The 25,837-nt window shown below is 60.4% G+C and carries 24 protein-coding genes and 2 pseudogenes; 23 read left to right on the top strand and 3 right to left on the bottom strand.

Going from position 1 to position 25,837, the window contains the following annotated elements:
- Window positions 1–85: 85 nt before the first annotated feature.
- The 16 genes and pseudogenes from NKI63_RS03090 (at window position 86) to NKI63_RS03015 (ending at window position 17,224) form a co-directional block, all read left to right on the top strand.
- Entirely contained in the window at window positions 86–3,214 is a 3,129-nt protein-coding gene (locus NKI63_RS03090) for a PAS domain-containing protein (RefSeq protein ID WP_352820474.1), read from the top strand.
- Between the two features lie 393 nt (window positions 3,215–3,607).
- Window positions 3,608–6,445, top strand: a complete 2,838-nt coding sequence (locus NKI63_RS03085; protein WP_352505449.1) for a sensor histidine kinase — start codon at window positions 3,608–3,610, stop codon at window positions 6,443–6,445.
- Window positions 6,442–7,083: a response regulator transcription factor gene (locus NKI63_RS03080; RefSeq protein ID WP_352505175.1), complete on the top strand. Its 642-nt coding sequence runs from the start codon at window positions 6,442–6,444 to the stop codon at window positions 7,081–7,083. Before NKI63_RS03085 ends, NKI63_RS03080 begins: the two co-directional genes overlap by 4 nt.
- 2 nt (window positions 7,084–7,085) lie before the next feature.
- Window positions 7,086–7,478 carry a response regulator gene (locus NKI63_RS03075; protein WP_352701574.1) on the top strand — a complete coding sequence of 131 codons (393 nt, stop codon included), beginning with the start codon at window positions 7,086–7,088 and terminating at the stop codon, window positions 7,476–7,478.
- Window positions 7,468–8,151, top strand: a complete 684-nt coding sequence (locus NKI63_RS03070) for a response regulator transcription factor (RefSeq protein ID WP_352820555.1) — start codon at window positions 7,468–7,470, stop codon at window positions 8,149–8,151. Before NKI63_RS03075 ends, NKI63_RS03070 begins: the two co-directional genes overlap by 11 nt.
- A gap of 570 nt (window positions 8,152–8,721) precedes the next feature.
- Window positions 8,722–9,703, top strand: a pseudogene (locus NKI63_RS03065) (alpha/beta fold hydrolase).
- A 515-nt stretch (window positions 9,704–10,218) separates the two neighbouring features.
- Window positions 10,219–10,968 (top strand): glucose 1-dehydrogenase, encoded by a 750-nt coding sequence (locus NKI63_RS03060; RefSeq protein ID WP_352505173.1) that lies wholly within the window; start codon window positions 10,219–10,221, stop codon window positions 10,966–10,968.
- Between the two features lie 459 nt (window positions 10,969–11,427).
- Window positions 11,428–12,219, top strand: a complete 792-nt coding sequence (locus NKI63_RS03055) for an alpha/beta fold hydrolase (RefSeq protein ID WP_352505172.1) — start codon at window positions 11,428–11,430, stop codon at window positions 12,217–12,219.
- Window positions 12,220–12,284: 65 nt separating this feature from the next.
- Window positions 12,285–13,043 (top strand): SDR family oxidoreductase, encoded by a 759-nt coding sequence (locus NKI63_RS03050; protein ID WP_352505171.1) that lies wholly within the window; start codon window positions 12,285–12,287, stop codon window positions 13,041–13,043.
- A gap of 42 nt (window positions 13,044–13,085) precedes the next feature.
- On the top strand, window positions 13,086–13,487 hold the full coding sequence (locus tag NKI63_RS03045) for a cupin domain-containing protein (protein ID WP_352646006.1): 402 nt from the start codon (window positions 13,086–13,088) through the stop codon (window positions 13,485–13,487).
- A 198-nt stretch (window positions 13,488–13,685) separates the two neighbouring features.
- Window positions 13,686–14,180 carry a hypothetical protein gene (locus NKI63_RS03040; RefSeq protein WP_254818506.1) on the top strand — a complete coding sequence of 165 codons (495 nt, stop codon included), beginning with the start codon at window positions 13,686–13,688 and terminating at the stop codon, window positions 14,178–14,180.
- 273 nt (window positions 14,181–14,453) lie between these two features.
- Window positions 14,454–14,975, top strand: a complete 522-nt coding sequence (locus NKI63_RS03035) for a carboxymuconolactone decarboxylase family protein (protein ID WP_352505169.1) — start codon at window positions 14,454–14,456, stop codon at window positions 14,973–14,975.
- Between the two features lie 137 nt (window positions 14,976–15,112).
- Window positions 15,113–15,550 carry a CBS domain-containing protein gene (locus NKI63_RS03030; protein ID WP_352455793.1) on the top strand — a complete coding sequence of 146 codons (438 nt, stop codon included), beginning with the start codon at window positions 15,113–15,115 and terminating at the stop codon, window positions 15,548–15,550.
- A gap of 129 nt (window positions 15,551–15,679) precedes the next feature.
- The gene (locus NKI63_RS03025; RefSeq protein WP_352820470.1) at window positions 15,680–16,414 is read left to right on the top strand and encodes a sensor histidine kinase; all 735 of its coding nucleotides are present in this window, start codon (window positions 15,680–15,682) and stop codon (window positions 16,412–16,414) included.
- 54 nt (window positions 16,415–16,468) lie between these two features.
- Entirely contained in the window at window positions 16,469–16,750 is a 282-nt protein-coding gene (locus NKI63_RS03020; RefSeq protein WP_352505167.1) for a GNAT family N-acetyltransferase, read from the top strand.
- A gap of 42 nt (window positions 16,751–16,792) precedes the next feature.
- Window positions 16,793–17,224 carry a DUF1810 domain-containing protein gene (locus tag NKI63_RS03015; protein WP_352820468.1) on the top strand — a complete coding sequence of 144 codons (432 nt, stop codon included), beginning with the start codon at window positions 16,793–16,795 and terminating at the stop codon, window positions 17,222–17,224.
- 277 nt (window positions 17,225–17,501) lie between these two features.
- On the opposite strand, the gene NKI63_RS03010 is transcribed toward NKI63_RS03015, so the two are convergent.
- Genes NKI63_RS03010 through petA form a run of 3 tightly spaced genes read right to left on the bottom strand, consistent with a single transcriptional unit; the run spans window position 17,502 to window position 20,830 of the window.
- Window positions 17,502–19,019 (bottom strand): mechanosensitive ion channel family protein, encoded by a 1,518-nt coding sequence (locus tag NKI63_RS03010; RefSeq protein WP_352820467.1) that lies wholly within the window; start codon window positions 19,017–19,019, stop codon window positions 17,502–17,504.
- Window positions 19,020–19,042: 23 nt separating this feature from the next.
- Window positions 19,043–20,338 carry a cytochrome b gene (locus NKI63_RS03005; protein WP_352820465.1) on the bottom strand — a complete coding sequence of 432 codons (1,296 nt, stop codon included), beginning with the start codon at window positions 20,336–20,338 and terminating at the stop codon, window positions 19,043–19,045.
- 15 nt (window positions 20,339–20,353) lie between these two features.
- Window positions 20,354–20,830, bottom strand: a complete 477-nt coding sequence (gene petA, locus NKI63_RS03000; protein WP_352751017.1) for a ubiquinol-cytochrome c reductase iron-sulfur subunit — start codon at window positions 20,828–20,830, stop codon at window positions 20,354–20,356.
- Window positions 20,831–21,267: 437 nt separating this feature from the next.
- On the opposite strand from petA, the gene NKI63_RS02995 reads away from it, so the two are divergent.
- From NKI63_RS02995 to NKI63_RS02965, 7 genes and pseudogenes are all read left to right on the top strand, one after another.
- The gene (locus NKI63_RS02995; RefSeq protein ID WP_352820463.1) at window positions 21,268–21,732 is read left to right on the top strand and encodes a glutathione S-transferase family protein; all 465 of its coding nucleotides are present in this window, start codon (window positions 21,268–21,270) and stop codon (window positions 21,730–21,732) included.
- A complete protein-coding gene (locus tag NKI63_RS02990) occupies window positions 21,639–21,851 on the top strand; it encodes a glutathione S-transferase C-terminal domain-containing protein (protein ID WP_352751145.1) in 213 nt (70 codons plus the stop codon). The genes NKI63_RS02995 and NKI63_RS02990 overlap by 94 nt, the downstream gene beginning before the upstream one ends.
- 337 nt (window positions 21,852–22,188) lie before the next feature.
- A pseudogene (locus NKI63_RS02985) lies at window positions 22,189–22,875 on the top strand (alpha/beta fold hydrolase); the annotation flags it as partial.
- A 101-nt stretch (window positions 22,876–22,976) separates the two neighbouring features.
- A complete protein-coding gene (locus NKI63_RS30690; protein WP_502900446.1) occupies window positions 22,977–23,129 on the top strand; it encodes a hypothetical protein in 153 nt (50 codons plus the stop codon).
- Window positions 23,126–24,127: an ABC transporter permease gene (locus NKI63_RS02975; RefSeq protein ID WP_352751013.1), complete on the top strand. Its 1,002-nt coding sequence runs from the start codon at window positions 23,126–23,128 to the stop codon at window positions 24,125–24,127. The genes NKI63_RS30690 and NKI63_RS02975 overlap by 4 nt, the downstream gene beginning before the upstream one ends.
- A gap of 2 nt (window positions 24,128–24,129) precedes the next feature.
- Window positions 24,130–24,936, top strand: coding sequence for a FadR/GntR family transcriptional regulator (locus NKI63_RS02970; RefSeq protein ID WP_352751011.1), 807 nt, complete (start codon window positions 24,130–24,132; stop codon window positions 24,934–24,936).
- Complete coding sequence (locus tag NKI63_RS02965) at window positions 24,936–25,811, top strand: aldose 1-epimerase (protein WP_352751009.1); 876 nt, start codon at window positions 24,936–24,938, stop codon at window positions 25,809–25,811. Before NKI63_RS02970 ends, NKI63_RS02965 begins: the two co-directional genes overlap by 1 nt.
- Window positions 25,812–25,837 lie beyond the last annotated feature (26 nt).

Here is a 25,837-nt window from a genome sequence, read left to right as displayed (position 1 = left end):
TGAGTTCGCCTGTCCAGATATTGAAAACAAGTGCTATATCAAGCGCTGACCCTCCCCAGGCTTTTTTGTCCGACAGGAGAAGCCAATGACAGCAGCATCCGACTCACTTGGCGAAATCGACCCCGAAGCAACGCTCGCGCTGCAAATCATCGAGAGCATGCCCGGCAACGCGTGGGCAGCCGATGCCATCGGAAGGTTCACCTATGTCAGCCCAAATACCCTGGCGTTCATGGGCAACACGCATGAAGGTCTCAACACCTCCGAAGACAACGATGAGTTCAGCTGGTGTCGAGCTGTCCATCCCGACGATTATGATCCTGTAGCCGCCAGATGGCGGCATTGCCTCGAAACCGGCGATCCCTACGATACCGAGCATCGCCTGCGGCGCGCCGATGGCGTCTATCGCTGGTTTCGAAGCTCAGGACGACCTTTTCGCGACAGCCAGGGGCGCATCATTCAATGGTACGGCACGACAATAGACATTGAGGACCAGAAGCGGGCCGAGTCAGCATTGCGCGACCGGGAGCGGGAACTCTCGCAGCTCGTGGATATGGTCCCGAGTCACATCTGGCGGCTCGATCCCGACGGCGAGCCGATCTTCTTCAATGGGCGCATGGTTGACTTTCTTGGCCTCGACGTAGCGGATCTGGACCGACCGGGCATGAGCCGGCTGGCGGCGATGATACAGGCCGCCGTTCATCTGGACGACGCGGCAGCATTCGGCGATGCACTCCGCGGTTGCTTCACTACCGGTGCGAGCTTCGCCATGCGCTATCGCCTGCGCCGTGCCGATGGCGTCTATCGCTGGATGTCGAGCCGGGCGGAGCCGATGCGCGATGACGCCGGCCGCATCGTCCAGTGGTACGGCCTCTGTCACGATATAGACGATCAGATGCACGCCGAAGCGGCGTTGCGGCAGAGCGAGCAACAACTTCGGCACATGATCGACGCCGTGCCGGTCCGTATCTGGAGCGTGATGCCGACCGGCGGGCCGGTCTACTTCAACAAGCGATACCAGGACCATTTCCGCTCCGTTATCGCCAACTTTGACGCGCTCGGCGAGCCGGGAATCGAAACGTTGCTGTACGAGGTGATTCATCCCGAAGATGCTCCCGAGGTGCAGCGCACGTTGCTGAGTTGTTTCGAAACTGGCGGCGGCTCCGCGATGCGGTTTCGCTGGCGCGAAAAAGACGGCACCTATCGCTGGGCTGAGTGCAGGGTCGAGCCGCGGCGCGATGACGACGGAACGGTTGTGCAGTGGTACGGGGTTTCTCTCGACATCGACGATGAGGTGCGTGCGCAGGCGGCGTTGCGCAAAAGTGAGCGGCGCCTTCAGCAGCTTATCGACACCGTGCCCGCTTTGATCTGGAGTACGACACCGGAAGGGACGCCATCCTACGTCAACAAGCGGTTCACCGATGTAACCGGGGCCACGCTCCATGACATCACGGCCCCGGACGGCTCGCCGTCGCTGAGCGTCATCCATCCAGACGATATCGACACCGCACGGCAGGCGATCCGCCATTCATTCGCAACGGGCGTGCCTTACGTTCAGAGATATCGCCAACGGCGGGCCGACGGCGGCTATCGCTGGACCGAGACTCGCGCCGAGCCGCTGCGCGACGAAGATGGCAGCATTCTCCAATGGTACGGTGTGAGCGTCGACATCCATGACCTGGTGACCACGCAAGCGGCTTTGCACGACCGGGAACGAGAGCTCTCGCAACTCGTCAACATGGTTCCGAGCTACCTCTGGCGGCTGTCCCCCAACGGTGAGCCGACCTTCTTCAACAAGCGCCTGATAGATTTTCTCGGCCTGGACATAGCGGACGCGGAAAAGCCGGACACGAGCCTGCTGGCGGCCTTCATTGCCACCGTCGTCCATCCCGACGATGCAGCCAGCCTGAAGGAAGCACTCGACAGCTGCTTTGCCACCGGCGAGCGCTTCTTCATGAGGTATCGCCTGCGCCGTGCCGATGGCGTTTATCGTTGGATGGAGGGCCGCGCGGAGCCGCTGCGGGATCACGGCGGACGCATTGTCCAGTGGTACGGTCTTACGCACGACATCGACGATCAGCTGCGCGTCGAAGCGGCGCTGCGCGAGAGAGAACGCGCTCTCTGGCAGCTCGTTGAAACGCTGCCGGCAATGATCGATTGCGCCGCGCCGGATGGCGAACCGATATACCGCAGCCAGCAGCTCCGCGAATTCCTCGGATACAATCTTGAGGAATTGGACGAAGCGGGAAAGTCGCGGCTGGCTGGCACACTCGACGCCGGTGTTCATCCCGACGACCTGACAGGTGTCAAGGAAAGATATGCCCATTGTCTGTCCACAGGCGAGCCGTATGCGCGACGGCACCGTCTGCGGCGCTTCGATGGTGAATATCGCTGGGTCGAGACGCGTGCCGCGCCGATGCGCAATGCTGAAGGCGCCATAGTGCAGTGGAACGTTATCTGCCTCGACATCGAAAATGAGGTGCGGACACAAGAGGAGCTTCGACTGGCACAAGAGAGACTGGCGCGTGCGAGTCAGGCGGCGAGCCTTGCCGAACTCTCCGCATCCATCGCTCATGAGGTGAACCAGCCGCTGGCCGCCATCGTCGCCAACTCGAACGCATGCCACCGTTGGCTGTCCGCCGAGCCCCCGAACGTCGAGCGCGCGAAGATCACGGCCGAGCGCATCATCCGCGACGCCAACTCGGCGGCGGATGTCGTCAGCCGCATCCGTGCCTTGTTCAGACCTTCGCTTGAAATGAGAACCAGTACGCCGATCCCCAGCGTCGTTGCGGAAGCCCGTGACCTTATGGCCGAGGAAGCCATGCGGCGTCGCGTTCGCATGGACATCGACGTCGAAAGCAACCTTCCGCTGGTTGCGTTCGATCGCGTCCAGATCCAGCAGGTCCTGGTCAACCTCATTCGCAACGGCATGGAGGCGATGGACACCACCGCGGGCGACAAGGTTCTTGGGATGCGCGTGCACCGGATAGAGGACACGATCCAGACCGAGGTCAGCGACCGAGGCCCGGGTATCGAACGTCCTAACAAGATATTCGAGCCGTTCTTTACAACGAAAGGAAACGGGATGGGCATGGGGCTCGCGATCTCCCGTTCGATCATTGAGTCTCACGGCGGACGCCTTTGGGTGGAAAATAGCGTGCCGCGTGGGGCGACATTCATCTTCACTCTCCCGGTTGAAGCGAAAGCTGCGCAATAAGTCGGGCGACACCTCGGCCACCGGCGGCGCTCAGTAAGCGCTTGGTTTTTCGGCTCTCGGTGAAGGGGCGCCGCCGCCGCGTGCAATGCATGGATTTCCATGAGGTGCGGTTGGGGCATGGCGGGATTAGGGTGGCGACGTGAGTCCGTCCGCCCAGTCCAGCTATCAAGAACAAGTGCTACACGAAGCGCCGACAATCTCCAGATTTTGTTTGTCCGTCAGGGGCACCCGATGACGATAGCGCCCAACTCACTTGGCGAGACCGATTCCAACGCAACGCTCGCGTTAACGCATGAGTTGGACCGATCCGGACCGGGAAGTGGCCGACCTTTCGCGACGAATGAACCGGGCCTGATTCGCGGCAACATGATCAGCGATCTTGAAAGAGGCAGGTTGTCGCGCGTCTGGTCGCACCGTCCTCAATTCTTGCATCTGGGGCTTTTTATTACGGCCTATGTCCTGGGCTGCGGCTTCGCCCAGTCGCTCGCAATCATACCTGGAACAGGGATTTCCATTTGGCCTCCGAGCGGGCTTTTCATCGCTACGCTTGTCTTCGCCTCCAGGTATAGCTGGCCGTGGTGGGTGCTGGGGGCCTGTGTGGCAGAACTGTTCAGCAACTTCTTGTGGTTCCACACTCCGCTGCCCGCGGCCTTCCTGATCTTTGCCGGCAACGCTCTTGAAGCGGTGACCGGCGCATGGCTTGTGAACCAGACCTGCAAGCGCCCAGTTCGGCTGGAAACGTTGCGGGACGTCCTCGCATTCGTCGTACTGGCCGCTGGAGTTGCGCCGGTTGCAAGCGCCACGGTCGGAAGTGCGGCGCTTGCGTGGTTTGGCATACAATCGCAAAGCTTTGCGACGGCTTGGCCGCTGTGGTGGATCGGAGACGCGACAGGAGTCCTGATCGTAGCGCCACTGGCGCTGGTCGTGTTCCAGAACTGGCGCGGCAAGGCGCAGCTCTCGGCAGCGCGGTGGATGGAAGCTTGCGTCCTAGGGCTGATCTTTCTTGGGATCGCCGCCCTTTCCTTGAGCGGCTATCTGCCGTTCGCCTACATCATCATGCCGCCTCTTCTTTGGGCCGCGGTGCGCTTTGAGTTCCGAGGCGCCGCCGTAGCATTGACCGTTCTCGCTCTGATCACGGCAGTATTCACGATATCCGGCGCCAGCCAATTTGCCGGCGATCCCGAGTCCCAGAAGCACAACCAGATCATGCTGCAGCTTTTTCTGGGCATCTCTGCATTTTCGGCGCTCGTCGTGGCCGCCATTTCCAGGCAGCATCAGGCGGCGGTGCTCACTTTGCGCCAAAGTGTGGAGACCTTGCGGGAGCGGGAGCGAGAACTCTCGTTGCTGGTCGAAATGATCCCCGCTCACATTGCCCGCATGGCGCCCAACGGCGAACCAACCTTCTTCAGCAAGCGCACGACAGACTATATCGGCCTCAACGACATCGCGGGCTGGGACAAGCCGGGCACGAGCCGCCTGGCGACCGTAGTCGCGGCAGCCGTCCATCCCGACGATGGACCCAGGATGAGAGAATGGCTCAGCCGCTCACTCGCCACCGGCGAACCCTATCCCATACGGTATCGCCTGCGTCGCGCTGACGGTGTCTACCGCTGGAGGGAGGGCCGCGCCGAGCCGCTGCGGAACCAGAGTGGAGCGATCGTCCAATGGTACACGGCCAGCATCGACATCGACGATGAGGTGCGCGCGCAGGAGGCATTGCGCGACCGGGAGCGGGAGCTCTCGCAGCTTGTCGACATGGTTCCGAGCCACGTTTGGCGCCTGACGCCGGACGGCGAGCCGACCTTTTTCAACAAGCGAATGGTCGACTTTCTCGGCCTTGACGTAACGGATTTGGACAAACAGGGCATCGGCCGGCTGGCGGCGATGATAGCGGCCACCGTCCATCCGGACGACGCAGCAGCATTCGGCGACACGCTCAGTCACTGCCTTGCTACCGGCGAGCGCTTCTCCATGAGGTATCGCCTGCGCCGCGCCGATGGCGTCTATCACTGGATGTCGAGCCGGGCAGAGCCGATGCGCGATCACGCTGGCCTGATCGTGCAGTGGTACGGCCTCTGTCACGACATAGACGATCAGATGCAAGCCGAAGAGGCGCTGCGGCGGAGCGAATTGCAGCTTCAGCAGATGATCGACGCTGTGCCGGTCCGCATTTGGAGCGCGGTGCCGACCGGCGGGCCGGTCTACTTCAACAAGCGATACCAAGACCATTTCCGCGCCGTCATCGCCAATGTCGAAACACTCGGAGAGCCGCGCATCGAGGAATTGCTGCAAGAACTGGTTCATCCCGAAGATGCTCCCGAGGTGCTGCGCACGTTGCTGACTTGTTTCGAAACAGGCGGCGGTTCCGCGATGCGGTTTCGTTGGCGCGAAACAGACGGCTATCGCTGGGCGGAGTGCAGGGTCGAGCCGCGGCGTGATGAAGACGGGGCGGTTGTGCAATGGTACGGGGTTTCCCTCGACATCGACGAAGAGGTGCGCGCGCGGGAAGCGCTGCGACAAGCCTCCGACAAACTCGCGCAAGCCACTCAGGCTGCAAGTCTCGCCGAGCTTTCCGCTTCGATCGCGCACGAGGTGAATCAGCCGCTGGCCGCGATCGTCGCCAATTCCCATGCATGCCACCGTTGGCTGGGCGCCGTCCCGCCGAACGTCGAACGCGCGAAGATTACGGCCGAGCGCATTATCCGGGACGCCAATTCGGCGGCGGACGTCGTCGGCCGCATCCGCGCGCTGTTCAAGCAATCCACCGAGACGAGGACCAATGCCGCGCTCAGCAGTGTCATCGCAGAGGCACGCGACCTCGTGACCGAGGAAGCGATGCGGCGGGGCGTTCGCATCAGCGTTGATGTCGAAAGCGACGTTCCGCTAGTCGCGCTCGATCGCGTCCAGATCCAGCAGGTTCTGGTCAATCTCATTCGCAACGGCATCGAGGCGATGGACTCTGGTGCGGATGACGGAGTTATCAGCATCCGCGTGCGCCATATCGGGGATGTTGTCCAGGCCGAAGTCAGAGATCGCGGCCGGGGCGTCGAGTTTCCCGACCGGATATTCGAACCGTTCTTTACCACGAAAGAGCAAGGGATGGGCATGGGACTGGCGATCTGCCGTTCGATCATCGAGTCGCACAGCGGGCGTCTATGGGTCGAGAAGAACGAACCACGTGGAGCGACGTTTATCTTCACGTTGCCGGTTGAAATGGAAGCGGCGTCATGACGACGGACGGCCAAATTGTCTTTATCGTAGATGACGATGAACGCATCCGGGAGGCGCTTAGTGAACTGCTGGCCGCACATGGCCTGCGTGCCACAGCGTTCGGATCGGCGGGCGATTATATCCGCGCTGACAAGCCGGACGTCCCTGCCTGCCTCATCCTCGATATCGAGTTGCCGGATATTAACGGCCTCGATCTGCAGCGACAGATTGCCGAGGGCGATCATCCGCCGATCGTTTTCCTGACAGGACATGGCGATATCCCGTCCTCGGTGCGTGCGATCAAGCACGGCGCCGTGGATTTCCTGACCAAGCCCTTCAGCGATGCAGACCTCATGGCCGCAATCCATGCGGCGATTGCCCAGGATCGGGTACAGCGATCGGAGCGCGCCGAGCTGGGCGTGTTGAAGCAACGTTATCTTGAGCTGACGCCGCGCGAACGTGAGGTGCTGCCGCTGGTGGTCAGCGGCCTGCTCAACAAGCAGGCCGCCGCTGAACTAGGGATCAGCGAAGTTACGCTGGAAATTCATAGAAGGAACGTCATGCAGAAGATGATCGCGGCGTCGCTCGCCGACCTAGTGCGCATCGCCGAGCGATTGGGAATACCGATCACGCACTCGCGCCGGGCAGGGGGGAGCTGAGGGTGAGCAAGCGGAGGCCTGTCGTTGCGATTGTCGACGATGACCCAAGACTGCTCGAGTCGCTGGAGGACCTCTTGGAGTCCGCCGGCTATGTGGCCCGCAGCTTCTCGTCGCCGGGGGCATTGCTGGTCAGCGGCCTGTCTGGATTGGACATGCTCATCACCGACATCGGGATGCCCGGCATGGACGGCTTTGAACTTCGTGACCTGGTCAAGAAGGCGCGTCCGGACCTGCCTGTGTTCCTGATCACCGGTCGCCACGAGATAGTGGATCAGCACCGCGCCAAGGGCATTGGGGGCGGGCTTTTCTGCAAGCCCTTCGATGGCCAGGCCCTGCTTGCGGCGATCGGCGATGCTTTACGCAACCCAAAAACGGAGCCTAAACATGACAGTTGACCAATTGCCATTACGGAGATCGACGCCGTCATCACAGCAGCGGAGGGCTGAAGCCGAGCAGCCGCTGGTCATTATTGTTGATGATGATGCCTCTGTTCGGGAGGCGCTGTCGGAATTGATCCTGTCGGCGGGTTTCCTGCCGGTCAGCTTTACCTCGACCCGCGAATTGCTTGACGCCGATGTGTTGGAAAGTCCCGGCTGCTTGATCCTCGACGTGCGCATGCCAAGGACGAGCGGTCTCGATCTGCAGCACCATCTTGCGAAAAACGGCAACCCCAAACCCATCATCTTCCTGACCGGGCATGGCGATATCCCGATGACTGTCCAAGCGATGAAGGCCGGCGCCGTGGACTTTCTCACCAAGCCGGTGCGGGATCAAACGCTGCTTGACGCCGTGATCACGGGCATTGCGGTGGACGCCAAGCGGCGGGCGGATGCGGTGATCGTCAAGCGCAATGTAGAGCGGGTCGAGACGCTGACGCCGCGCGAGCGCGAGGTTCTGCGAGAAGTGGCGCGCGGACGCCTCAACAAGCAGATCGCCTTCGACCTCGGGATCAGTGAAGTGACGGTCAAGCTGCATCGCGGCAATGTCATGCGCAAGATGGAGGCCGCTTCCATCGGTGAGCTGATCAGGACATGGGAAACGCTGCCCGCGCCGATGCGCCAGGCCTAGAATTTGGCACAAGCCGATCCATGCCCCATCCAATAGGATCGCCCGGCGCGCCCGGCTGCTTCAGGCTGCGGGAAATTGCTTCCTCTGCGCGCCCAGGCCTTCCTGCTGTCGGTACGCTCGTGCTGATGCGGGTGATCCTGATGTATATCGGTGGTCCTGTTGGGTGTTTCGCGGCAAGGCCCGCGCCAACATCGGTTACCATTGAGCGGCGCTCCCTGGCGGCCCCAGCCTGACCGACAAACTCGCAACATTCCATGCAACAACAACTGACGCCGGCCATGCCGCGTCGGTCCCCGCGCCGCTACCCAAGCCTAAATTGACGTCTGTCTATAAGAGCTTGCCTTAGCCCGCCCCTATCCTCGGCGTGCCTGCCCTGCACCTTGGCATCGTATGACAGATGCTTCCGTAGAATAGGTTCGCGGCCCGGATCGGTGCATCCTGTTCCTCGCAAGCCATCACGACCGTCGCGTTTCTACCGCTCCTCGCTCGCTCCTCCCCGAACGCGACCGCACAGGCCGACTCGACGGTCGTGATGGTGAGCATGATGTTCAAAGCACATGGATGGACATGATGAACAAAGACGGACTTTTCTCCGTCGGCGGATCTCGCCGCGATGTCTTGTTGGCAGGCCTGATCTCTACGGTAGCCGCCGGACTGCCCCGCGCTGCTTCGGCAACGAGCCGAAAACAAAAGCTTTCCTCTTCCCCCCTCAATCAAAGGAACCAAGACGATGAGCACCATCACGACCAAGGACGGCACCGAAATCTACTACAAGGATTGGGGCAAGGGTCCTGTCGTCACATTTTCGCACGGCTGGCCGCTGAATTCCGACGCCTGGGACGGCCAGATGCTCTTTCTTGCCCATAACGGCTTTCGCGTCGTTGCGCATGACCGGCGCGGCCATGGCCGATCGAGCCAGGCGACTTCCGGCAACGACATGAACGGCTATGCGGACGATCTTGCAGCCGTGATCGAGGCGCTGGATCTCCGGGACGCCACGCTGGTCGGCCATTCCACCGGAGGAGGCGAGGTTGCTCGCTATATCGGACGGCACGGGACGAAGCGGGTGGCCAAGGCTGTTCTTATCGCCGCTGTTCCGCCGATCATGGTGAAGACGCCGGCCAATCCGGAAGGCCTGCCGATCGAGGTATTCGACGGCATAAGGGCTGGCCTCGTCAAGGATCGTTCGCAGTACTACCGGGACCTCGCACCGTTGTTTTATGGCGCGAACAGGCCGGGCGCTAAGGTTTCCCAGGGGACTCTGGATCAGTTCTGGCTCTGGAGCATGCAGGCGGGTCTCGTCAACGCGTACGAAAGCGTCAAGGCGTTCTCCGAGACCGATTTTACCGAGGACCTCAAAAAGTTCGACGTACCAACCCTGGTCCTGCATGGCGAGGACGACCAGATCGTCCCCGTCAAGGACTCGGCAGTCAAGTCGGCCCGACTGATCAAAGGCGCAAAGGATATCTACTACCCCGGCGCGCCCCACGGGATCACGGCCACGCACCAGGATCAGGTCAATGCTGACCTGCTCGCCTTCATCAAAGGATAGTACGCCCTCAGACACGACCGCATGTTGTCCGCACTTCCTTGGAGCCGCCGATGACCACCTTTGGCAATATTTCGCGCGCCCTGAACAGCATTTCAGGTGGCGCGCTAGGTCAAACCTTGTGCGCTCGCATAGCCGAGCGGTGGCCTGAATGCCGGTCTGTCGGCTCATGTCCCGGATTGTGGAACCGAACCACTGCGCCATCGAGTTGGAGCGCTGGCAAAGGCGGCAAACATATGCTGCGACAGGGCTGCCATTTCGGGCAACTGCGCCTGTGCAGCGCGGAGGCGATCGCCGGGGTTTGACACTACGTCGCACTGTCGGGGGTCGCCGCCGCGCCTTGAAGGCCAAAGCGCTCTCGAGGTCGTCAAACTGGCTAATCGCCGGGAGTTTATCAATCGGTAGCCGTTTGCGATTGCCGCTCATTTTGGCGGTCTCAATTCGGCGTGAAATTTTCTTGGCCAGCAGTTGCGACCATCGCAGCAGCACCGGCACAATTTTTCGAAGGCAGGAACGACATGGGCGCACTCTCAGGCAAGATCGCGGTGGTCACCGGCGGAAACAGCGGGATCGGACTATCGGCTGCAAAAATCTTTGCGGCCGAGGGCGCGCAAGTCGTCATTACCGGCCGCCGGCGGCAGGCGGTCGAGGAAGCGGTCGCACAGATCGGGGCAGGCGCGCTGGGCATTCAGGGAAATGTGGCCGACGTGTCGCACCATGACGAGGTAGCGCAGCAGATCCGCCAGAGGTTCGGGGCGCTCGACATCTATATGGCGAACGCCGGCATAAACACCATCACGCACTCGGCCGATGTCTCCGAGGCAGAATATGATGCGCAATTTGCCGTTAACACGCGAGGCGTCTTCTTCGGCGTCCAGAAGCTGATTCCGATCATGCGGAACGGCGGCGCAATCATCCTCACAGGCTCGCTCGCCAGCGAGAAGGTCCTGGACGGTCATGCTGTATACGCGGGCTCGAAGGCGGCCATAAATGCCTTTGCGCGCGCTTGGGCGATCGAACTGAAGTCTCGCGGCATCCGGGTCAACGTGCTCAGCCCAGGTCCGGTGGATACGGCTATTCTCGATAAGCTAGGCATACCGTTTGAGCAGCGCGGGCTGTTTGAAAAGGCGATGGCGGAGGCAATACCCCTGGGCCGGATGGGGCAGCCGGAAGAGCTGGCAAAAGCTGCTCTGTTCCTTGCCTCGGACGCGAGCAGTTTCGTCACGGGCATCAATCTGCGGGTGGATGGCGGGATGGCAGTGCTCTGAGCCATGACTGCGAGATCGCGCCAATAGACTGCCGGTTATCGGCTGAGCAATCGGTCTTCCTCACGAAAATTTTTTGGGAAGCTGCCGCACGAGTCGCGCCAAATAGGTCGGAGGCGACACGTTTTGTCGACGTGGCGCAAATTGAGCCACGTAAATAGCAAGTCGCATTGCAGGGATCGACGCGCAAGAGAAGTCGGATCGCCAGGTCTCGCCACGGCGGCAGCGGCGTCTTGCAAACACAGCTCTCCGGCCGCGCGCCCTCAGTGTCTGTTCCGGCGTCCGCCGACAATGCACACCCGGCATAGATACCTCAATTATGCTGCAGGGCACCTGATCTCCCCGGTGACCTACCCTGCACCTTGGCATTGTATGACAGACCCTTCCGCACAATAGGTTGGCGGGCAGCGTCGGCGCATTCTCTTGAGCATTGGTCACCACAGGCCACACGGGAGAAAGCAAATGCGAAACATAACTCGAGCCCTGGCGCTCACCGCAGCGCTGGCCGCGTCGGGCGGCGGGATGGCGCAGGCCGCCAATTCTCAGCCCAAGCCGACGATCGTACTGGTGCACGGCGCCTTCGCGGAATCGTCGAGCTGGGACGCAGTCATCACCAAGCTCAGCAAAGACGGTTATGTAGCGATAGCCGCAGCTAATCCGCTCCGCGGCGTTGCCAGCGATGCGAAAGCAGTCTCAGCCATCGTCCGGTCGGTTTCCGGGCCGGTCGTGCTGGTGGGGCATTCCTACGGCGGGCCTGTCATCACCGAGGCCGCCAATGGCAATCCCAATGTAAAGGCGTTGGTCTACGTGGCGGGCTTCGCGCCGGATACCGGCGAATCGAGCCTTACGTTGTCCAGCATGTTTCCCGGCAGCACCTTGGGGAGCGCGCTTGCTCCGGTAGCGTTGCCGGACGGCGGGCAAGACCTCTTCATCGAGCCGGCCAAGTTCCGCGCCCAGTTCGCCGCCGACGTTCCGCAAGAGCAGACTTTGCTGATGGCTGCCACTCAACGTCCTGTTGCTCAGGCGGCTCTGACTGAAACCTCGGGCGTCGCCTCATGGAAGACGCTGCCGTCCTACATGATCTACGGCTCGGATGACCGCAACATCCCGGCAGCCGTCATGAGCTTCATGGCCAAGCGTGCGCACGCGGTAAAGACCGTCGTCATCGAGGGTGCGTCCCACGCGCTCATGGTTTCGCACCCCGACGAGGTCACGTCACTCATCGAGGATGCTGCTGCATCGGTCAGTCAATAGCAGGCTGGAAGCGCCTGCATCCGATCGAGCAACGAAAATAGACACGCAACACCAGGAGACCAGACATGAAGATCGTCGTCATCGGCGGAACCGGGCTGATCGGTTCAAAGACCGTGGAGAGGCTGCGAAACAAAGGACACGACGTGCTGGCGGCGTCGCCGAATTCGGGCGTCAACACCGTTACGGGAGAGGGTCTGGCGTCCGCGCTTGCCGGTGCGCAGGTCGTCGTCGACCTGGCGAACTCGCCGTCGTTCGAGGAAAAGGCTGCCCTGGAGTTCTTCGGGGCATCCGGGCGTAATCTTTTTGCCGCCGAAACGGCCGCCGGCGTCCGTCATCACGTGGCGCTGTCCGTCGTCGGTACCGACCGGCTGCAGGGCATGGGCTATTTCCGCGGCAAGTTGCTTCAGGAAAAGCTGATCAGGGAGTCCGGAATTCCCTACACCATCGTTCACGCCACTCAGTTCTTCGAATTCACAGCCGCCATCGCAAACACGGGTGCCGTCGGAGATACCATTCATATGTCGCCGGCCTACTTCCAACCCATGGCGGCTGATAATGTTGCCGATGCGATGGCGGACGTCGCGCTTGCCGCGCCGTTGAACGGCATGATCGAAATTGCCGGCCCGGAGCGTGTTCGCATGAGCGAACTTGTCGAGCGCTTCCTGAAGGCCACCAACGACCCGCGCAAAGTCGTCCCGGATCCCGGCGCGCTCTACTACGGCCAAGTGGCAATCGACGACCGAACGCTGGTGCCCGGCGAGAATGCGCGCATCGGCCCCGTGCGTTTCGATGATTGGCTCAGCCGATACACGGCACCGAAATAAGCAATCATCGGATAGGCCATTCTCACAACAAGGAGACCAGACATGATCAGAACACTTCTCTGCGCCGCGCTCACCGCCGCTTCCGTCACCGCAGCAATGGCCAATGACGCCGCCAGCGTGAAGCTTGTCTACGACCAGGCCCTTCCAAACGTGCCCGGCAAGAGCATGAAGGCCGTGCTCGTCGAGTACGCGCCGGGGGGTACGTCGCCGGCCCATACCCATCCCAAATCCGCGTTCATCTATGCCACGGTTCTGGAGGGGGCGATCCGAAGCCAGGTCAACGATGGGCCGGTGAAGACTTATCGCGCCGGCGAGAGTTTCTCCGAATTCCCGGGCGACCGTCATGCCGTCAGCGAAAACGCCAGCAAGACGGAAGGCGCTCGTCTGCTTGCTATTTTCGTCGTTGACACCAGCGAGACGGAACTGACGACGAACGCGAAATGAAATCGCGGCCCCCGGACCATCGTATGCGAAAGGACGGTCAGTGACATGAATTCGATCGCCAGCCGCACACTTGCAGGGATTTCGGTCCCCGATACACCGCTTGTTGGCCGAGCGATCGAACATGCCCGCCAGCGATGTGAACCCTACTTGTTCAACCACGTTGTCCGATCCTGGCTTTTCGCGGCCCGGATCGGACAGATGCAGAATATCCAGCACGACGCGGAGGTTGTTGCCGTTGCAACCCTGTTGCATGACATCACGCTCAATGAGGACTTCGCCGGGCCGCGCCGTTTCGAAGTGGAAGGCGCCGATCTTGCCCGCACCTTCGTTCGGGAAGGTGGCTTCGACGAGCGGCGCGCCCAATTGATCTGGGACAGCGTCGCCCTCAATTCGACGCCGTCGATCGGCCTCTACAAGGAGGCTGAGGTGGCGCTTTGCACAGCCGGCATCTGTCTCGATGTCGTCGGCTTGCAATACAGCCTCATTTCGTCAGCCGAGATTGCAAAGATCATCGGTGAGTTTCCGCGCCTCGGGATGAAGCGGCGGATGACGCGATGCTTTTGCCATATCGCCGAGATCAGGCCCGAAACCACCTACGACAACTTTGCCCGGGACTTCGGCGAGCGCTTTGTTTCAGGCTACAAGGCGACTTCAGCAGTTGATCTTGTGATGAACGCTCCCTTCGAAGAGTGAACGCAGTTTCGATCCAGGTCTCTCGATCGACGCCGGCCAGCTCAGCCGAGCCCTTCATATGACCCAAAACGCTGTGCGCCTGTCGCATGCCTGCGGCAAAGCGAATTGCCGAGGGCAGCGTTCAGGTGTCAATTCCACCGCTTCCTATACTTCGGTTTAGGCGCGCCGACCTATTGAATGGCAATACATATCATCGGGCACGATAGCAACAATTTGGCTCACAGGTCATCCTTACGCGGCAATGGATTGCAAACACCTCAAGGAGATAAAGTAATGAATATTGCAGCGTCACCGGTCGCTCCGAAAGGAAAAGCCGCCGCCCAACGCGCGAGTTATGCTGAGCAGTCGCCCGAACTTCTGAAGAAATTTATTGAATTTCTTGGTGCGACGCGAGAGGGGTCGATCGAAGAGCCAATCCGGGATCTTGTTGCCGTCCGAGCCGCGCAGATGAACGGGTGCACCTTCTGCCTCGATATGCACGTCAAACAGGCGAAGATTCATGGCGAGCGCGAACTGCGCCTTTACCACCTGGCAGCCTGGCGGGATTCAACCTTGTTCGTTCCTCGCGAGCGTGCCGCCTTGGCATGGACGGAAGTCTTGACGAAGTTGCCCGAGCAGGGTGTCCCGGACGAGATCTACGATCGCGTCAGGTCGCAGCTTTCCGAGAAGGAAATCTCCGATCTGACCTTCGTTGTCATGGCGGTCAACTCTTGGAACCGTCTGAACATCGGCTTCAAACCCGTCCCGGGCTCGGGCGATGCGAAGTTTGGCCTGAGCAAAGCAGCACTGAGCTAATCTTTGGAATGGGTTAGAATGGCGCTTGTTTGTGAGCCATTCTGAGCGGCCGGGCAAAGTCGCCGAGCTCGGCGACCAACACTGGAACCGATCTCAGCCTCCCGGCCGCGGCCGCGAGGCGCTCTCAGGAGGGCGTCATGCGCATTGACAGTCTGCATCCAGTAATATCGGCCCGTCTTATGGTGGTCGATGTCGACGCTCCACTCCGCAGTGCGGCACTCTCACTTTCCAGGCCCGCAATAGGCCTGGTCGTGGTGTGCCACGGCAGTGGGGAGGCGGCAGGCGTGCTGAGCAAGTCCGACCTTGTCCGCCATCTGGCCAATTCAGGGCCAACAGAAGCGCCGATTGCGGCATTGATGAGCCGGTCCATCGTGTCCTGTGGTCCCGATGATGATCTTCATTCAGTCTGGCAGACGATGGCCGCGCAAGGCCTGCAGAATGTGCCGGTGCTCGGGGCTGACTCGAAACCGCTAGGCGTCCTAGATATCCGTGATGCGATGAAGGCGCTCTTTAAACAAGAGGAACTGCAGGAACGGCTGCTTGCCAACTACATCAGCGGGATCGGCTACCAATAGAGCATGGTCTCGCGATTGAATATATACGGAAGTATGAATCGGCGTCTTCTTAGACATAATATAAAATAAAGGTCGTAAATTATAGCGTATTGAAGCAAATAGGTGACGACTTAGCCAGCGGGGAATGAAATGTTTCGTCCGGACATAAAAGAAGATGTCTTCGACGGCCCGCCCGATGGCCCTGGAAGTGGTATGTCCGTGCAAATGTCGACGGCCGGCATCGTCCATGACCTGGGCAATCTCATTCAGGTCGCCTCGTCGGCGTTGAACCACCTGGCCCGCGATCCGAGCATCCAAGCGGCTCCGGCGCTTGGGCCTGTAATTGCCGGCGCCAAAACGGCTTTGGAGCGGGCCGGGGGCCTTGTCCGGCAAACCATCAGCCTGGCCCGAGAGAGCCACGCTGAAATCGAATACACAAACGTAGGTGCTTGCCTGGCTGAGATCGAAACCCTCGTACGGAGCGCCTTGGATGCCAATATCGGTCTTGAGCTTCGGGTCGGGTCCGACCTGCCTTTGGTGCGATGCGATCGCTTTGGATTGCAAAATGCGGTTCTGAATCTTCTGTTCAACGCGCGCGATGCAATGCCTGACGGCGGTTTCATCTCGATCGATGCCGGCTTGGCCTCTGCAAACTCCGCCGCCAGTCAGGTAGATATCCGTGTCGCGGACAACCGTATCGGGATGACCAGCGAGACGATGGTCTGCGCCTTCGATCCGTTCTTCACCACCAAAAGCGAAGGCCTCGGCGGCGTCGGTTTGCCGATGGTGAAGCACTTTGCCGAGCAATCAGGCGGAAGCATCGATATTCAGAGCACACTTGGGGCAGGCACGACCGTCACTCTGCGGTTGCCTGCGATGCGATAGCGGCCCGCCAATCTGCCTCCGGTGATAAACGTGACATACAATCGAGAGATAAAGATGGATGCACAACTCGTCGAAAACGTCCAACAGCACCGTTTCGAGCTGCCGATCGCCGGCGATATGTTTGCGGCGGCCTATTATCGGCTCGAAGGCGGGAAGGTTGCGCTGATACACACCGAAGTCCCGTCGGAATTTTCCGGACAGGGGATCGCGTCGCAATTGGCCCAAGGGACCTTCGAACTGCTCCGCAAAACCGGCCGTAAAGCGATCTTGAAATGTCCCTTCATGAGCCGCTTTTTCGCCAAGCACCCGGACTATGCAGATGTCGTCGGCGGCTAGTCATTGGCACGAATGTTGAGGGTTTCCCAAGGATCTATCCAAATGCCTGACGAGTATGATTTGCAGAGGTTCGTCAGCGCACAGGATCCGGTCTACGACGACGCGCTGGCCATTCTACGTCGAGGGATGATGTGCACTCCCTACATGGAGTTCATCTTCCCAAGGTTGGCCACAAGGCGAAGTGGTGCAGCGCCTGAGCCATATGCAATCACATCGCTCGACGAAGCCAGCGCCTATCTCTCATTTCCGATCCTCGGAGGCCGTTATCGGGAATGCGTTGGCACCATGCAACGGCTCTCCGGCCTGAGCGCTCGCGCTGTCTTCGGTGAGGTTGATGCGAAGAAGTTGCACGCGTCCCTCACGCTGTTTTCCGAAGCAAGCAACGAGGAGTTCCTGCTCGAGACAATCTTCGACGTCTGGTTCAACGGTTTGCTCGACGAGGAAACGATGAACGATCTCTACTTGATGTCGTAGTGGTCTGCTCGTGCCAGCGGCGTAAAGCCGTCGCGGCGCAGAGGTCACCATCCGCTGCCTTATCATGCGGTGCCATTTCGAAACCGTGACCTGCGTCGAATATAGCGGGGCCGAAATGGTCGAACAGGACGAAGGGCCCGATCATGAGGCGATTCGAGGAGGGCAATACGCGCCCTACCTTCAGTCCGTCCGCAAAATCACAGATAGCCGGCTGGATCGATGCCTGTGATATCGCTTTGGCGGATGGTCATGGATCTCTGTCCTTCTGCATGCCTTGTCAGCCAGGTGCTCGAACGCGCTTGAACGGAGCGGCTCGAAAGACTGTCTGAATGGCTTTGAGGAGCGCGAATTTGGAGCTCGCGTGGTGCTGTCCCGCGATGCCGCTTTCATTAGAAGCCGACACCCTCATCGACAGGATCGCGGCAAGATCTTCGGCCATTTCGGGCCGGTCGTGCAGCAGCGGTGCAAAGCTTTCCTGGTCTATCTCGTAAACCGCGACAGGGGTCATTGCCCGCAAACTCGACATCTCGCCAATGCCGGCGAGCAGGCCGGTCTCGCCGAAGAAATCGCCAGGTGCAAGCCGGCCGATCTCCTGCAGTTGATCGTCGTCCTCGCCAATTTGCCGGACGATGACGCCCGTCCGTACGATCATGAGCGACGGCAGCATCTCTCCCTGTCGTGCGATGATCTCGCCCTTATGGTAGGTGCGAACCGAGGCCGCTTTGGCGAGCGCCTCCTGCTCGGTACCCGTCAGTGCCGAGAATACCGGTATGGAATTGATGAGTTCGATCGGGGTGAAGCCTTGCGAGGCTGCCGTCTCGTCGCTCGGCTGGTTGGTCATGGCAATCGAGCCCGAAAGTGGCTGCGCCAGCAGCAGGCCGGTCGACTTTGAATGGCGATAAATGAGATCGAAGATGTCGTTCCGAGCGGCACTTCGCTGGTCAATACTTGCGACGCGAAACGTCAACTCGATCTCGATAGCTGCAGCATCCAGGCTTCTGATGGTAACCGAGGGCGAAGGGTCCTGGAGGATTGAATTGCAGCTCAGCAAGACAGTGCGCATGAGATCTACGATGATCGCCGGCGTCTTCGTTGGCGCCACCTTGACGGTGACGGCAAGTCCATGGCTCTCGTCCGGACCGCTTAAATTTGTTACCCCGATCTTGGCGAGAAGGCTGTTTGGCAGCGCGACGACATTGTGGGTCGGGGTAAGGAGTTGAGTCGACCGCCAGTTGGTCTCGACAACGCGGCCTTCGGTTCCGTCGCCCAGAATGATCCAGTTTCCAAGCACGTAAGGGCGGCCGAGGTTAAGCGCGATCCCAGAAAATACGTCACCAAGCGTATTCTGGAGCGCCAGTCCCAGCATGACGGCAAACACGCCCGACGTGGCAATGAGCGTTCCGACCGGCACTGCAAAGACGAACGCCAGGATCGACAGGAACATTCCAGCATAGACGATGCCGACCACGACGTCCTGCAGGAGACGTGCCTCGCGCGGCTTTCGCTCAAAGACGAGATAGATGCGGACAAATCCGATCAGCGCCCAGGCTAGGTGAACCCACCAGAGCAGCTTGACCGAGCCGATGAGGATCGCTCCTTCGGTTGTCTCGGCGTCCCCTGCGGCCTCGTATGGCACGACGCGCAGGTGGAGAACCATGGCCGACATCGCGAGGAAAAAGCCAAGTTGGACGACCAGCTTCGCATTGGCGAAGCGTCTGGGGATGAGAGACCAAACGACGATCCCGGCGAGGCCGAGCAACACGATGTAGACCAGAGGAGAGTTCCACCAGTTCATGAACGATCACCGCAATGCCCAGTTCAATGTTTGGTCTCCGGCCCGGCGATCGGGCCTCTGCCGCTGGCCTTGTCTTTTTCGAGCACTGCTTCGGTGATCGAATTCGGCAGCCGTCGCGGCTTTTCGATCAGCCCGAGCACCGGCATGGCGATGATGAAGAACGCGAAATAGTAAAGCGTCGCCAGTTGGGACATGACGACGTATGCGCCTTCCGCCGGCCGGGAGCCGAGCCAGCCGAGAAAGAGGGCATTGGCAACGAATAGCCAGAAGAGCACCCTGTACCAGGGGCGATAGACCGCCGAGCGCACTTTCGAGGTGTCGAGCCACGGCACAAGGAACAGCACCGCGATCGAGCCGAACATCGCGAGCAGGCCGCCGAGCTTGGAATCGATCGGCCCGATATTGAACGTGATGGCCCGCAGGATCGCGTAGAACGGCAGGAAGTACCATTCCGGCACGATGTGGGCCGGCGTCTTCAGCGGATTGGCGATGCTATTGTTGTCGGGATGCCCGAGATAGTTCGGCAAGTAGAAGACGAAGTAGGCGAAGAAGAACAGGAACACGAGGATGCCGAAGGCATCTTTGACGGTCGCATAGGGCGTGAAGTCCACGACATCGGTTTTCGATTTGACCTCGATGCCGGTCGGATTGTTCTGGCCGACGACGTGAAGCGCCCAGATATGCAAGGTCACCACGCCCGCAAGCACAAATGGCAGCAGGTAATGCAGCGCAAAGAAGCGGTTCAGCGTCGGATTGTCGACCGCGAAGCCGCCGAGCAAAAGCTGCTGGAGCCAGTCGCCAACCAGCGGAATGGCCGTGAAGAAGTTGGTGATGACAGTAGCGCCCCAGAACGACATCTGTCCCCAAGGCAGCACGTAGCCCATGAAGGCCGTCGCCATCGTCAGCAGGAGGTTGGTGCAACCGAGCACCCACAGCAGTTCACGCGGCGCCTTGTACGAACCATAGTAGAGCCCGCGGCAGATATGGATGTAGACGGCAATGAAGAAGAACGACGCGCCGTTGGAATGGAGATAGCGCAGCAGCCAGCCCGAATTCACGTCGCGCATGATCTTCTCGACCGAATTGAAGGCCAGCCCCGTATCAGGAGCGTAATGCATCGCCAGCACGATACCGGTCAGGATCTGTGAAACCAGCATCATCGTGAGGATGCCGCCGAACGTATAGGCGTAGTTCAAGTTGCGCGGGACGGGATAGACGATGAAGCTGTCATAGACCAGCCGCGGCAGCGGCAGGCGGGCGTCGAGCCAACGTTCGATTCTCGTTTTGGGCGTATAGGTCGAGTATTTGTCGCCGCTCATCGAAATGCCCCTGCCTCAGCCGATACGGATCTTGGTGTCGGAAACGAATTGGAACACCGGTACCGCCATGTTCTCGGGTGCCGGCCCCTTCCGGATGCGGCCGGCGGTGTCGTATACGGAACCGTGGCATGGGCAGAACCAGCCGCCGAAATCGCCTTCCTGGCCGAGCGGGATGCAGCCGAGATGGGTGCAGACCTGGATCATCACCATCCAGGCTTCCTTGCCCGGCACAGTTCGGTTCGCGTCGGTTGCCGGCGCATCGGCCGGCAGGTTGGCGTTGCGGGCGATTGGATCCTTGAGTTCGGCGAGATTGACCGCCTCGGCGTCCTTCCTCTCTTTTTCGGTGCGGTTGCGCACGACCACCGGCTTGCCGCGCCACTTCACGACGAGCGACATTCCTGGCGTCAACGACGAGACGTCGACCTCGATCGCGGCGGGCGCTTCGACGCGCAATGTGTGCTCGGCTGTGGAGGTTTCGGAAAGGTCGGCCATGATGGCGACTCCTGTTGTTGGAAGCTGCGTCATCGCGTTGGTGGCAATCGAGCAAAAGCAGGCCACGGCTTTCGCCTTTCCAGTCTGCTCATGCCGCGCCGAATATGCCGGCCGTGGCCGGGTGTGAGCCATCGTGCCAACGGCACGCGCGTCCAATACTTTCGTTTAGGATTTCCTGAGCGAAGGACTGGCCGGGCTGGCGATGATGCCATCATGGAAGGTTCTGGATTCCTCCAGATAACCGATATGCCCCGGCATTGCGCACGGCGATCCCAAACTTCAGCCCGACCATACCTCGGCATAGGCATGTCTAGCTGTCGGTGTCGTAGTCGTCGTCCCCGCCAAGTGCGAGTTCTTGGAGCGGTTGTCTCGCGTGGCAGGTTTTCCGCCCGACGACGACCAGCGCGATTCAATCGGGTTCAGAAAAGGGAAAAGCGGTGAAACTCTACTACAGCCCTCTCGCGTGCAGCCTTGCGGACCACATCGCGCTGGAGGAGGCTGGTGCATCCTTCGAGCGCGAAACCCTCAATCTCAAAACCAAGCGGACGGCCTCGGGGGATGATTTCACCACCGTGACGCGCAAGGGGTATGTTCCAGCCCTCGTGCTGGATAGCGGCGAAACGCTGACGGAAAACATCGCCGTCCTCGATTGGCTCGCGTCGCGATATCCGGCACTGGGAGTGGAAGGGCCGTTGGGCCGTACGCGCGTTCTCGAAGCGCTGACCTATGTCTCGACTGAAATACATCGAAGCTTCAAGCCGATGTGGCACCAAAGCAGCGATGCTGAAAGGCCAAGGCGAGCGCGACGATTACGAGCCAACTCGAGTTCTTCGCAGACGGGCTCAAGACCGACTATCTGTTCGGCGACAAACCCAGCGTCGCGGATTTTTATCTTTTCGTGATGCTGCTTTGGGCGGCCCGCTTCCACGTCCCTGTTCCCGTGCCTTTGCAAGCGCTCCGCGCCCGAATGGCTGCCCGACCGGCTGTGCGCGTCGCAATGGATCGTGAGGGCCTTGTCTGAAGCCGGGGTGGCCCGAGCATAAGATCAGACGCAACATATTCTCTCGCCCCAACAGAAGATCAGGAGTCATTCTCATGCTGCCGTTTCTGCGGATGCTACATCCTGCCGCTTCCAAGCGCGGGGACGGCCTACATCTCGAATTTCTCCGAAGGGAAATCGAGGAAACGCTGGACCTTACGGACATTCCGTCAGAGCTCGCCGCACTGCCCCCTGGCCGAGTGGTTGCAATACTGGATTCGCGGCAGTCACCATCGAAATAAGCGCAATATTTCTTGTCGGCCGATGAGGCGGGCGAGTCTGGTCGTTCCCGCTCGTTGGTCGTCATAGAGGCTTCATCATGAATGCGAGTAAGGCCCCCGACACGGTTGATCATCGCCGCCGGCGCATTGTCGGTGCGACAGCAATGACGTTCGCCGCCACCGAACTCGGCTTGAGCGCGCCGGCAGCCACTTGGTGGTTGAGGCGAGGGCGTCCGCGACGCAAGCCAGGCCGGAATCATTCGGCTCGCTCAGACAGGTCAATGCGGAAAACTGAGCGTCGGATATGCGGAGCTGGGGCCTGCCGAAGGTGCTCCAGTGATCCTGCTTCATGGCTGGCCTTATGACATTCACACCTACACCGACGTCGCTCCCCAGCTTGCCGCAACGGGTTACCGCGTGATTGTGCCCTACCTGCGCGGCTACGGCACTACGCGCTTCCTGTCGGACGACACGATACGCAACGGCCAGCAGTCGGCGCTCGCCGCGGCTGCGATCGCCCTGATGGATGCACTGGGGATCGAAAAGGCCACGATCGCCGGCTGCAACTGGGGCGCTCGAACGGCCAGTGTCGTTGCCGCGCTCTGGCCTGAGCGTTGCAAGGCGACCGTCTCGGTGAGCGGCTATCTCATAGGAAATCAACAGGTCGGCAGGGTGCCGCTGCCACCGGAGACAAAGCGCCAATGGTGGTATCAGTATTACTTCATTACTTCGCCACGGATCGCGGCCGCGCCGGCTACGAGAAATACACGCGCGATTTCGCCAAACCCAGACCCGCGGCATCGACATCGGCGCCAAGGCGGAAATCTATCGCCTGATCGACGAACTCGCCGCCAGCGGCATCGGCATAATCCTGATTTCCTCGGAAATGCCGGAACTGATCGGGCTGGCCGACAGGGTGCTTGTCATGGCTGGAGGCCGGATCACGGCCGAACTTTCCCGCCCCGACATCGACGAGGCGACGATCCTGAAGCACGCAATGCCGCAATCTGTACCATCGCTCGGAGGACAAATTCAGTGAACAGCCTTGAGCTCAGGACAGCAACAGCACAAACCGACAAAAGGCGCGCGTCCTTACGCATCGCGGAGCGCATCGGCATTCACAACATAAGCCTTCTGGTTGCTCTCGCCATCCTCGTGCTCATCTTCGGCACGATCAGAGGCGATGTGTTCTTCTCCAGCCGAAACCTGCTGAACATCGGCCTCGGCATCACCATCCTGGGCGTTCTGGCGATGAGCCAGACGGTGGTCATTGTCGCGGGCGGACTTGATATCGCCGTTGGCGCAATTGTTGGTCTGACCACTGTATCGACGGCAATGGCCATCCAGTCGACGGGCTCGCCTGCGGTGGGCATTGTTGCCGGCCTGGTCCTGGGCGGTCTTGCCGGTCTTGTGAACGGCATCATCATCACCTATGGGCGGGTCAACGCAGTCATCGCGACTCTCGGTACGATGGCGATCTTCCGCGGCATCGCATTCATCATGTCCGATGGGCAATCGATCGCGATCTTCAGCGACACGTTCCGCTTCATCGGGATCGGACGAATCTTCGGCCTGCCTCTGCTGATCTGGATTCTTTTGCTGACCGCGATCGTGTTCCATCTCTTCCTTGCCCGCTCGATCGTTGGCCGTAACATTTATGCCTTGGGCGGCAATCCCGTTGTAGCGCGCTTCTCCGGCATCAACATCAACCGCTACCGCGTCGGCATCTACATCATGAGTGGCGTGGCGGCCGGATTGGCCGGGATTCTGTTGGCTGCCCGTACCGGCTCGGGGCAGCCCGTATCCGGTTCCCAAGGTCTGGAACTCGAGGCCATCACAGCGGCCGTGCTGGGTGGCTGCGCCTTGCAGGGCGGGAAGGGTACGATCATCGGCGCGCTGCTGGGCGTCGCCATCATTGGCGTCCTCAACAACGGAATGATACTGACGTCAGTGCCAACCTTCTATCAGTTGCTTGCCAAGGGCTCGCTGCTGATACTTGCTGTGGTAATTGCCGAGTACCACTTGAACAGGACATGACGATGGACGCGGCGATCGCTTCGACTAGCCAGGGTAAGCAGGACATTCCTGCCGCAGATGGCACCACGTCATCGCTCAAGGATCGCATCGCACGCGATCTAGGACAGCGCATCCTCGCCGGTTCCTACGCGCAGCATTCCGTGCTGCCAACGGAAGCCGAACTTTGCGTCATCTACGGGGCGAGCCGCACTGCACTTCGCGATGCTCTTCTGACGCTTTCGGCGAAAGGACTGATCGAGGCACGCAAGCGGGCCGGGACGCGTGTGCGCGCGTCGAGCGAATGGAACAGGCTGGATGCACAGGTTCTGGAATGGATGCGCGATATCGAGCCCGACCTCGATTTCGTCCGCGGATTGATCGAGGCGCGACTGGTCATTGAACCCGCTGCCGCCCAACTTGCGGCCAAGATGGCGACGTCAGGCGATCTCGCAGTCATCGAAGCGGCCTATGAAGCCATGCGCATTGCTCCGCAGGACGATCTCGCTGCGTGTCTCGATGCCGACGTCAGGTTTCATACCGCCATTCTTCGTGCCAGCCGCAACCCGGTGTTCGCCAATCTCGGCAATATGCTCGCGGCCGCTCTCAGCTTCTCCTTCCGCTTGACCACATCGGCCACCGCCAATTACCAGCAGACGCTCAGCGCGCATGGCGACGTGCTGGAGGCAATTAGGATGCGCAGGGCCGACGACGCTCACGATCAGATGAAGGCGCTCATCGGGATCGCGTCGAACGACCTTCTTGCAGTGGCTCGCAAAGGCCGCCGTCAACAGCCGATCGCCGCTGCCAAGGCCGACACCGTCCGAAACTGATGGTCCGGACGATCAAGATCAGAAGCGGAGACCTGTCCGCTGAAATTGTCCCATCGCTTGGGGCAGGCCTTGCGAGACTGGACTATGGGCGCGTGCCGCTCTTCCGGCCATGGCCGGATGGCGGGAGCAGCAACCCGTTCGACCTTGCCTGCAACCTGCTTTTGCCGTGGTCGAATCGCATCTCGGGCGGCGGGTTCACATTCGACTCCAAATTCCACGAACTGCCTGCCAATGTTGCAGGCGAGCCATTTCCCATCCACGGCAACGGATTTTCCAGCGAGTGGGACGTCGACAGCGCAGCGCAGGACAACGCGAAGCTGTCCCTCATCAGCAACGGGCCCGGCCCATACCGATATCGCGCCGAGGTGAGCTACGCGCTGGCCGGACAGGGGCTCGAGTTGAAGCTTCGCATCGTCAATCAGGCATCGATCAGATTGCCGTTCGGGCTTGGCATCCATCCGTGGTTCCCGAGAACGGCACGAACCGCGCTTCATGCGCTGGCCTCGCAGGTTTGTCTCGAACTGCCCAGCCATCTCCCCGAACGATTTGTGGATGTCAAAACCCATGCCGATTGGGATTTCGGCGCCCCAGTCGTATTGTCGAGTGGATGGATAAACAATCTGTTTGCCGGTTGGAGCGGCGTCGCCACCATATCGTGGCCGGAGCACAGTTGCAGCCTGCGGATTGAAGCTTCATCGCCCTTGAATTTCTACCTGGTCTATTCGCTATCGGACGAGAGCGACTTCTTCTGTTTTGAACCGGTCAGTCATGCTGTCGATGCCCACAATCGTGGTTCGATCGACAAATGGAATGGACTGTCGGTGCTTGCGCCTGGCGAGGGCCTGGTAGCCCGTTGCAGCTTTGCCGTCACTTAGGCGGACCTCAGCTGCGCCCTCGAATT

This window comes from Mesorhizobium sp. M0410 (assembly GCF_040321435.1).
Lineage (GTDB): Bacteria > Pseudomonadota > Alphaproteobacteria > Rhizobiales > Rhizobiaceae > Mesorhizobium.
Note: the sequence above shows the minus strand (reverse complement) of the source record. Positions and strands in the feature narration are given on the sequence as shown.

Excerpts from the sequence above, each read along its gene's own strand:
- NKI63_RS03090 (WP_352820474.1), top strand. The coding sequence starts at position 86 with ATGACAGCAGCATCCGACTCACTTGGCGAAATCGACCCCGAAGCAACG.
- NKI63_RS03080 (WP_352505175.1), top strand. The coding sequence starts at position 6,442 with ATGACGACGGACGGCCAAATTGTCTTTATCGTAGATGACGATGAACGC.
- NKI63_RS03070 (WP_352820555.1), top strand. The coding sequence starts at position 7,468 with ATGACAGTTGACCAATTGCCATTACGGAGATCGACGCCGTCATCACAG.
- NKI63_RS03060 (WP_352505173.1), top strand. The coding sequence starts at position 10,219 with ATGGGCGCACTCTCAGGCAAGATCGCGGTGGTCACCGGCGGAAACAGC.
- NKI63_RS03055 (WP_352505172.1), top strand. The coding sequence starts at position 11,428 with ATGCGAAACATAACTCGAGCCCTGGCGCTCACCGCAGCGCTGGCCGCG.
- NKI63_RS03050 (WP_352505171.1), top strand. The coding sequence starts at position 12,285 with ATGAAGATCGTCGTCATCGGCGGAACCGGGCTGATCGGTTCAAAGACC.
- NKI63_RS03045 (WP_352646006.1), top strand. The coding sequence starts at position 13,086 with ATGATCAGAACACTTCTCTGCGCCGCGCTCACCGCCGCTTCCGTCACC.
- NKI63_RS03040 (WP_254818506.1), top strand. The coding sequence starts at position 13,686 with ATGCAGAATATCCAGCACGACGCGGAGGTTGTTGCCGTTGCAACCCTG.
- NKI63_RS03035 (WP_352505169.1), top strand. The coding sequence starts at position 14,454 with ATGAATATTGCAGCGTCACCGGTCGCTCCGAAAGGAAAAGCCGCCGCC.
- NKI63_RS03030 (WP_352455793.1), top strand. The coding sequence starts at position 15,113 with ATGCGCATTGACAGTCTGCATCCAGTAATATCGGCCCGTCTTATGGTG.
- NKI63_RS03025 (WP_352820470.1), top strand. The coding sequence starts at position 15,680 with ATGTTTCGTCCGGACATAAAAGAAGATGTCTTCGACGGCCCGCCCGAT.
- NKI63_RS03020 (WP_352505167.1), top strand. The coding sequence starts at position 16,469 with ATGGATGCACAACTCGTCGAAAACGTCCAACAGCACCGTTTCGAGCTG.
- NKI63_RS03015 (WP_352820468.1), top strand. The coding sequence starts at position 16,793 with ATGCCTGACGAGTATGATTTGCAGAGGTTCGTCAGCGCACAGGATCCG.
- NKI63_RS03010 (WP_352820467.1), bottom strand. The coding sequence starts at position 19,019 with ATGAACTGGTGGAACTCTCCTCTGGTCTACATCGTGTTGCTCGGCCTC.
- NKI63_RS03005 (WP_352820465.1), bottom strand. The coding sequence starts at position 20,338 with ATGAGCGGCGACAAATACTCGACCTATACGCCCAAAACGAGAATCGAA.
- petA (WP_352751017.1), bottom strand. The coding sequence starts at position 20,830 with ATGGCCGACCTTTCCGAAACCTCCACAGCCGAGCACACATTGCGCGTC.
- NKI63_RS30690 (WP_502900446.1), top strand. The coding sequence starts at position 22,977 with ATGCCGGAACTGATCGGGCTGGCCGACAGGGTGCTTGTCATGGCTGGA.
- NKI63_RS02970 (WP_352751011.1), top strand. The coding sequence starts at position 24,130 with ATGGACGCGGCGATCGCTTCGACTAGCCAGGGTAAGCAGGACATTCCT.
- NKI63_RS02965 (WP_352751009.1), top strand. The coding sequence starts at position 24,936 with ATGGTCCGGACGATCAAGATCAGAAGCGGAGACCTGTCCGCTGAAATT.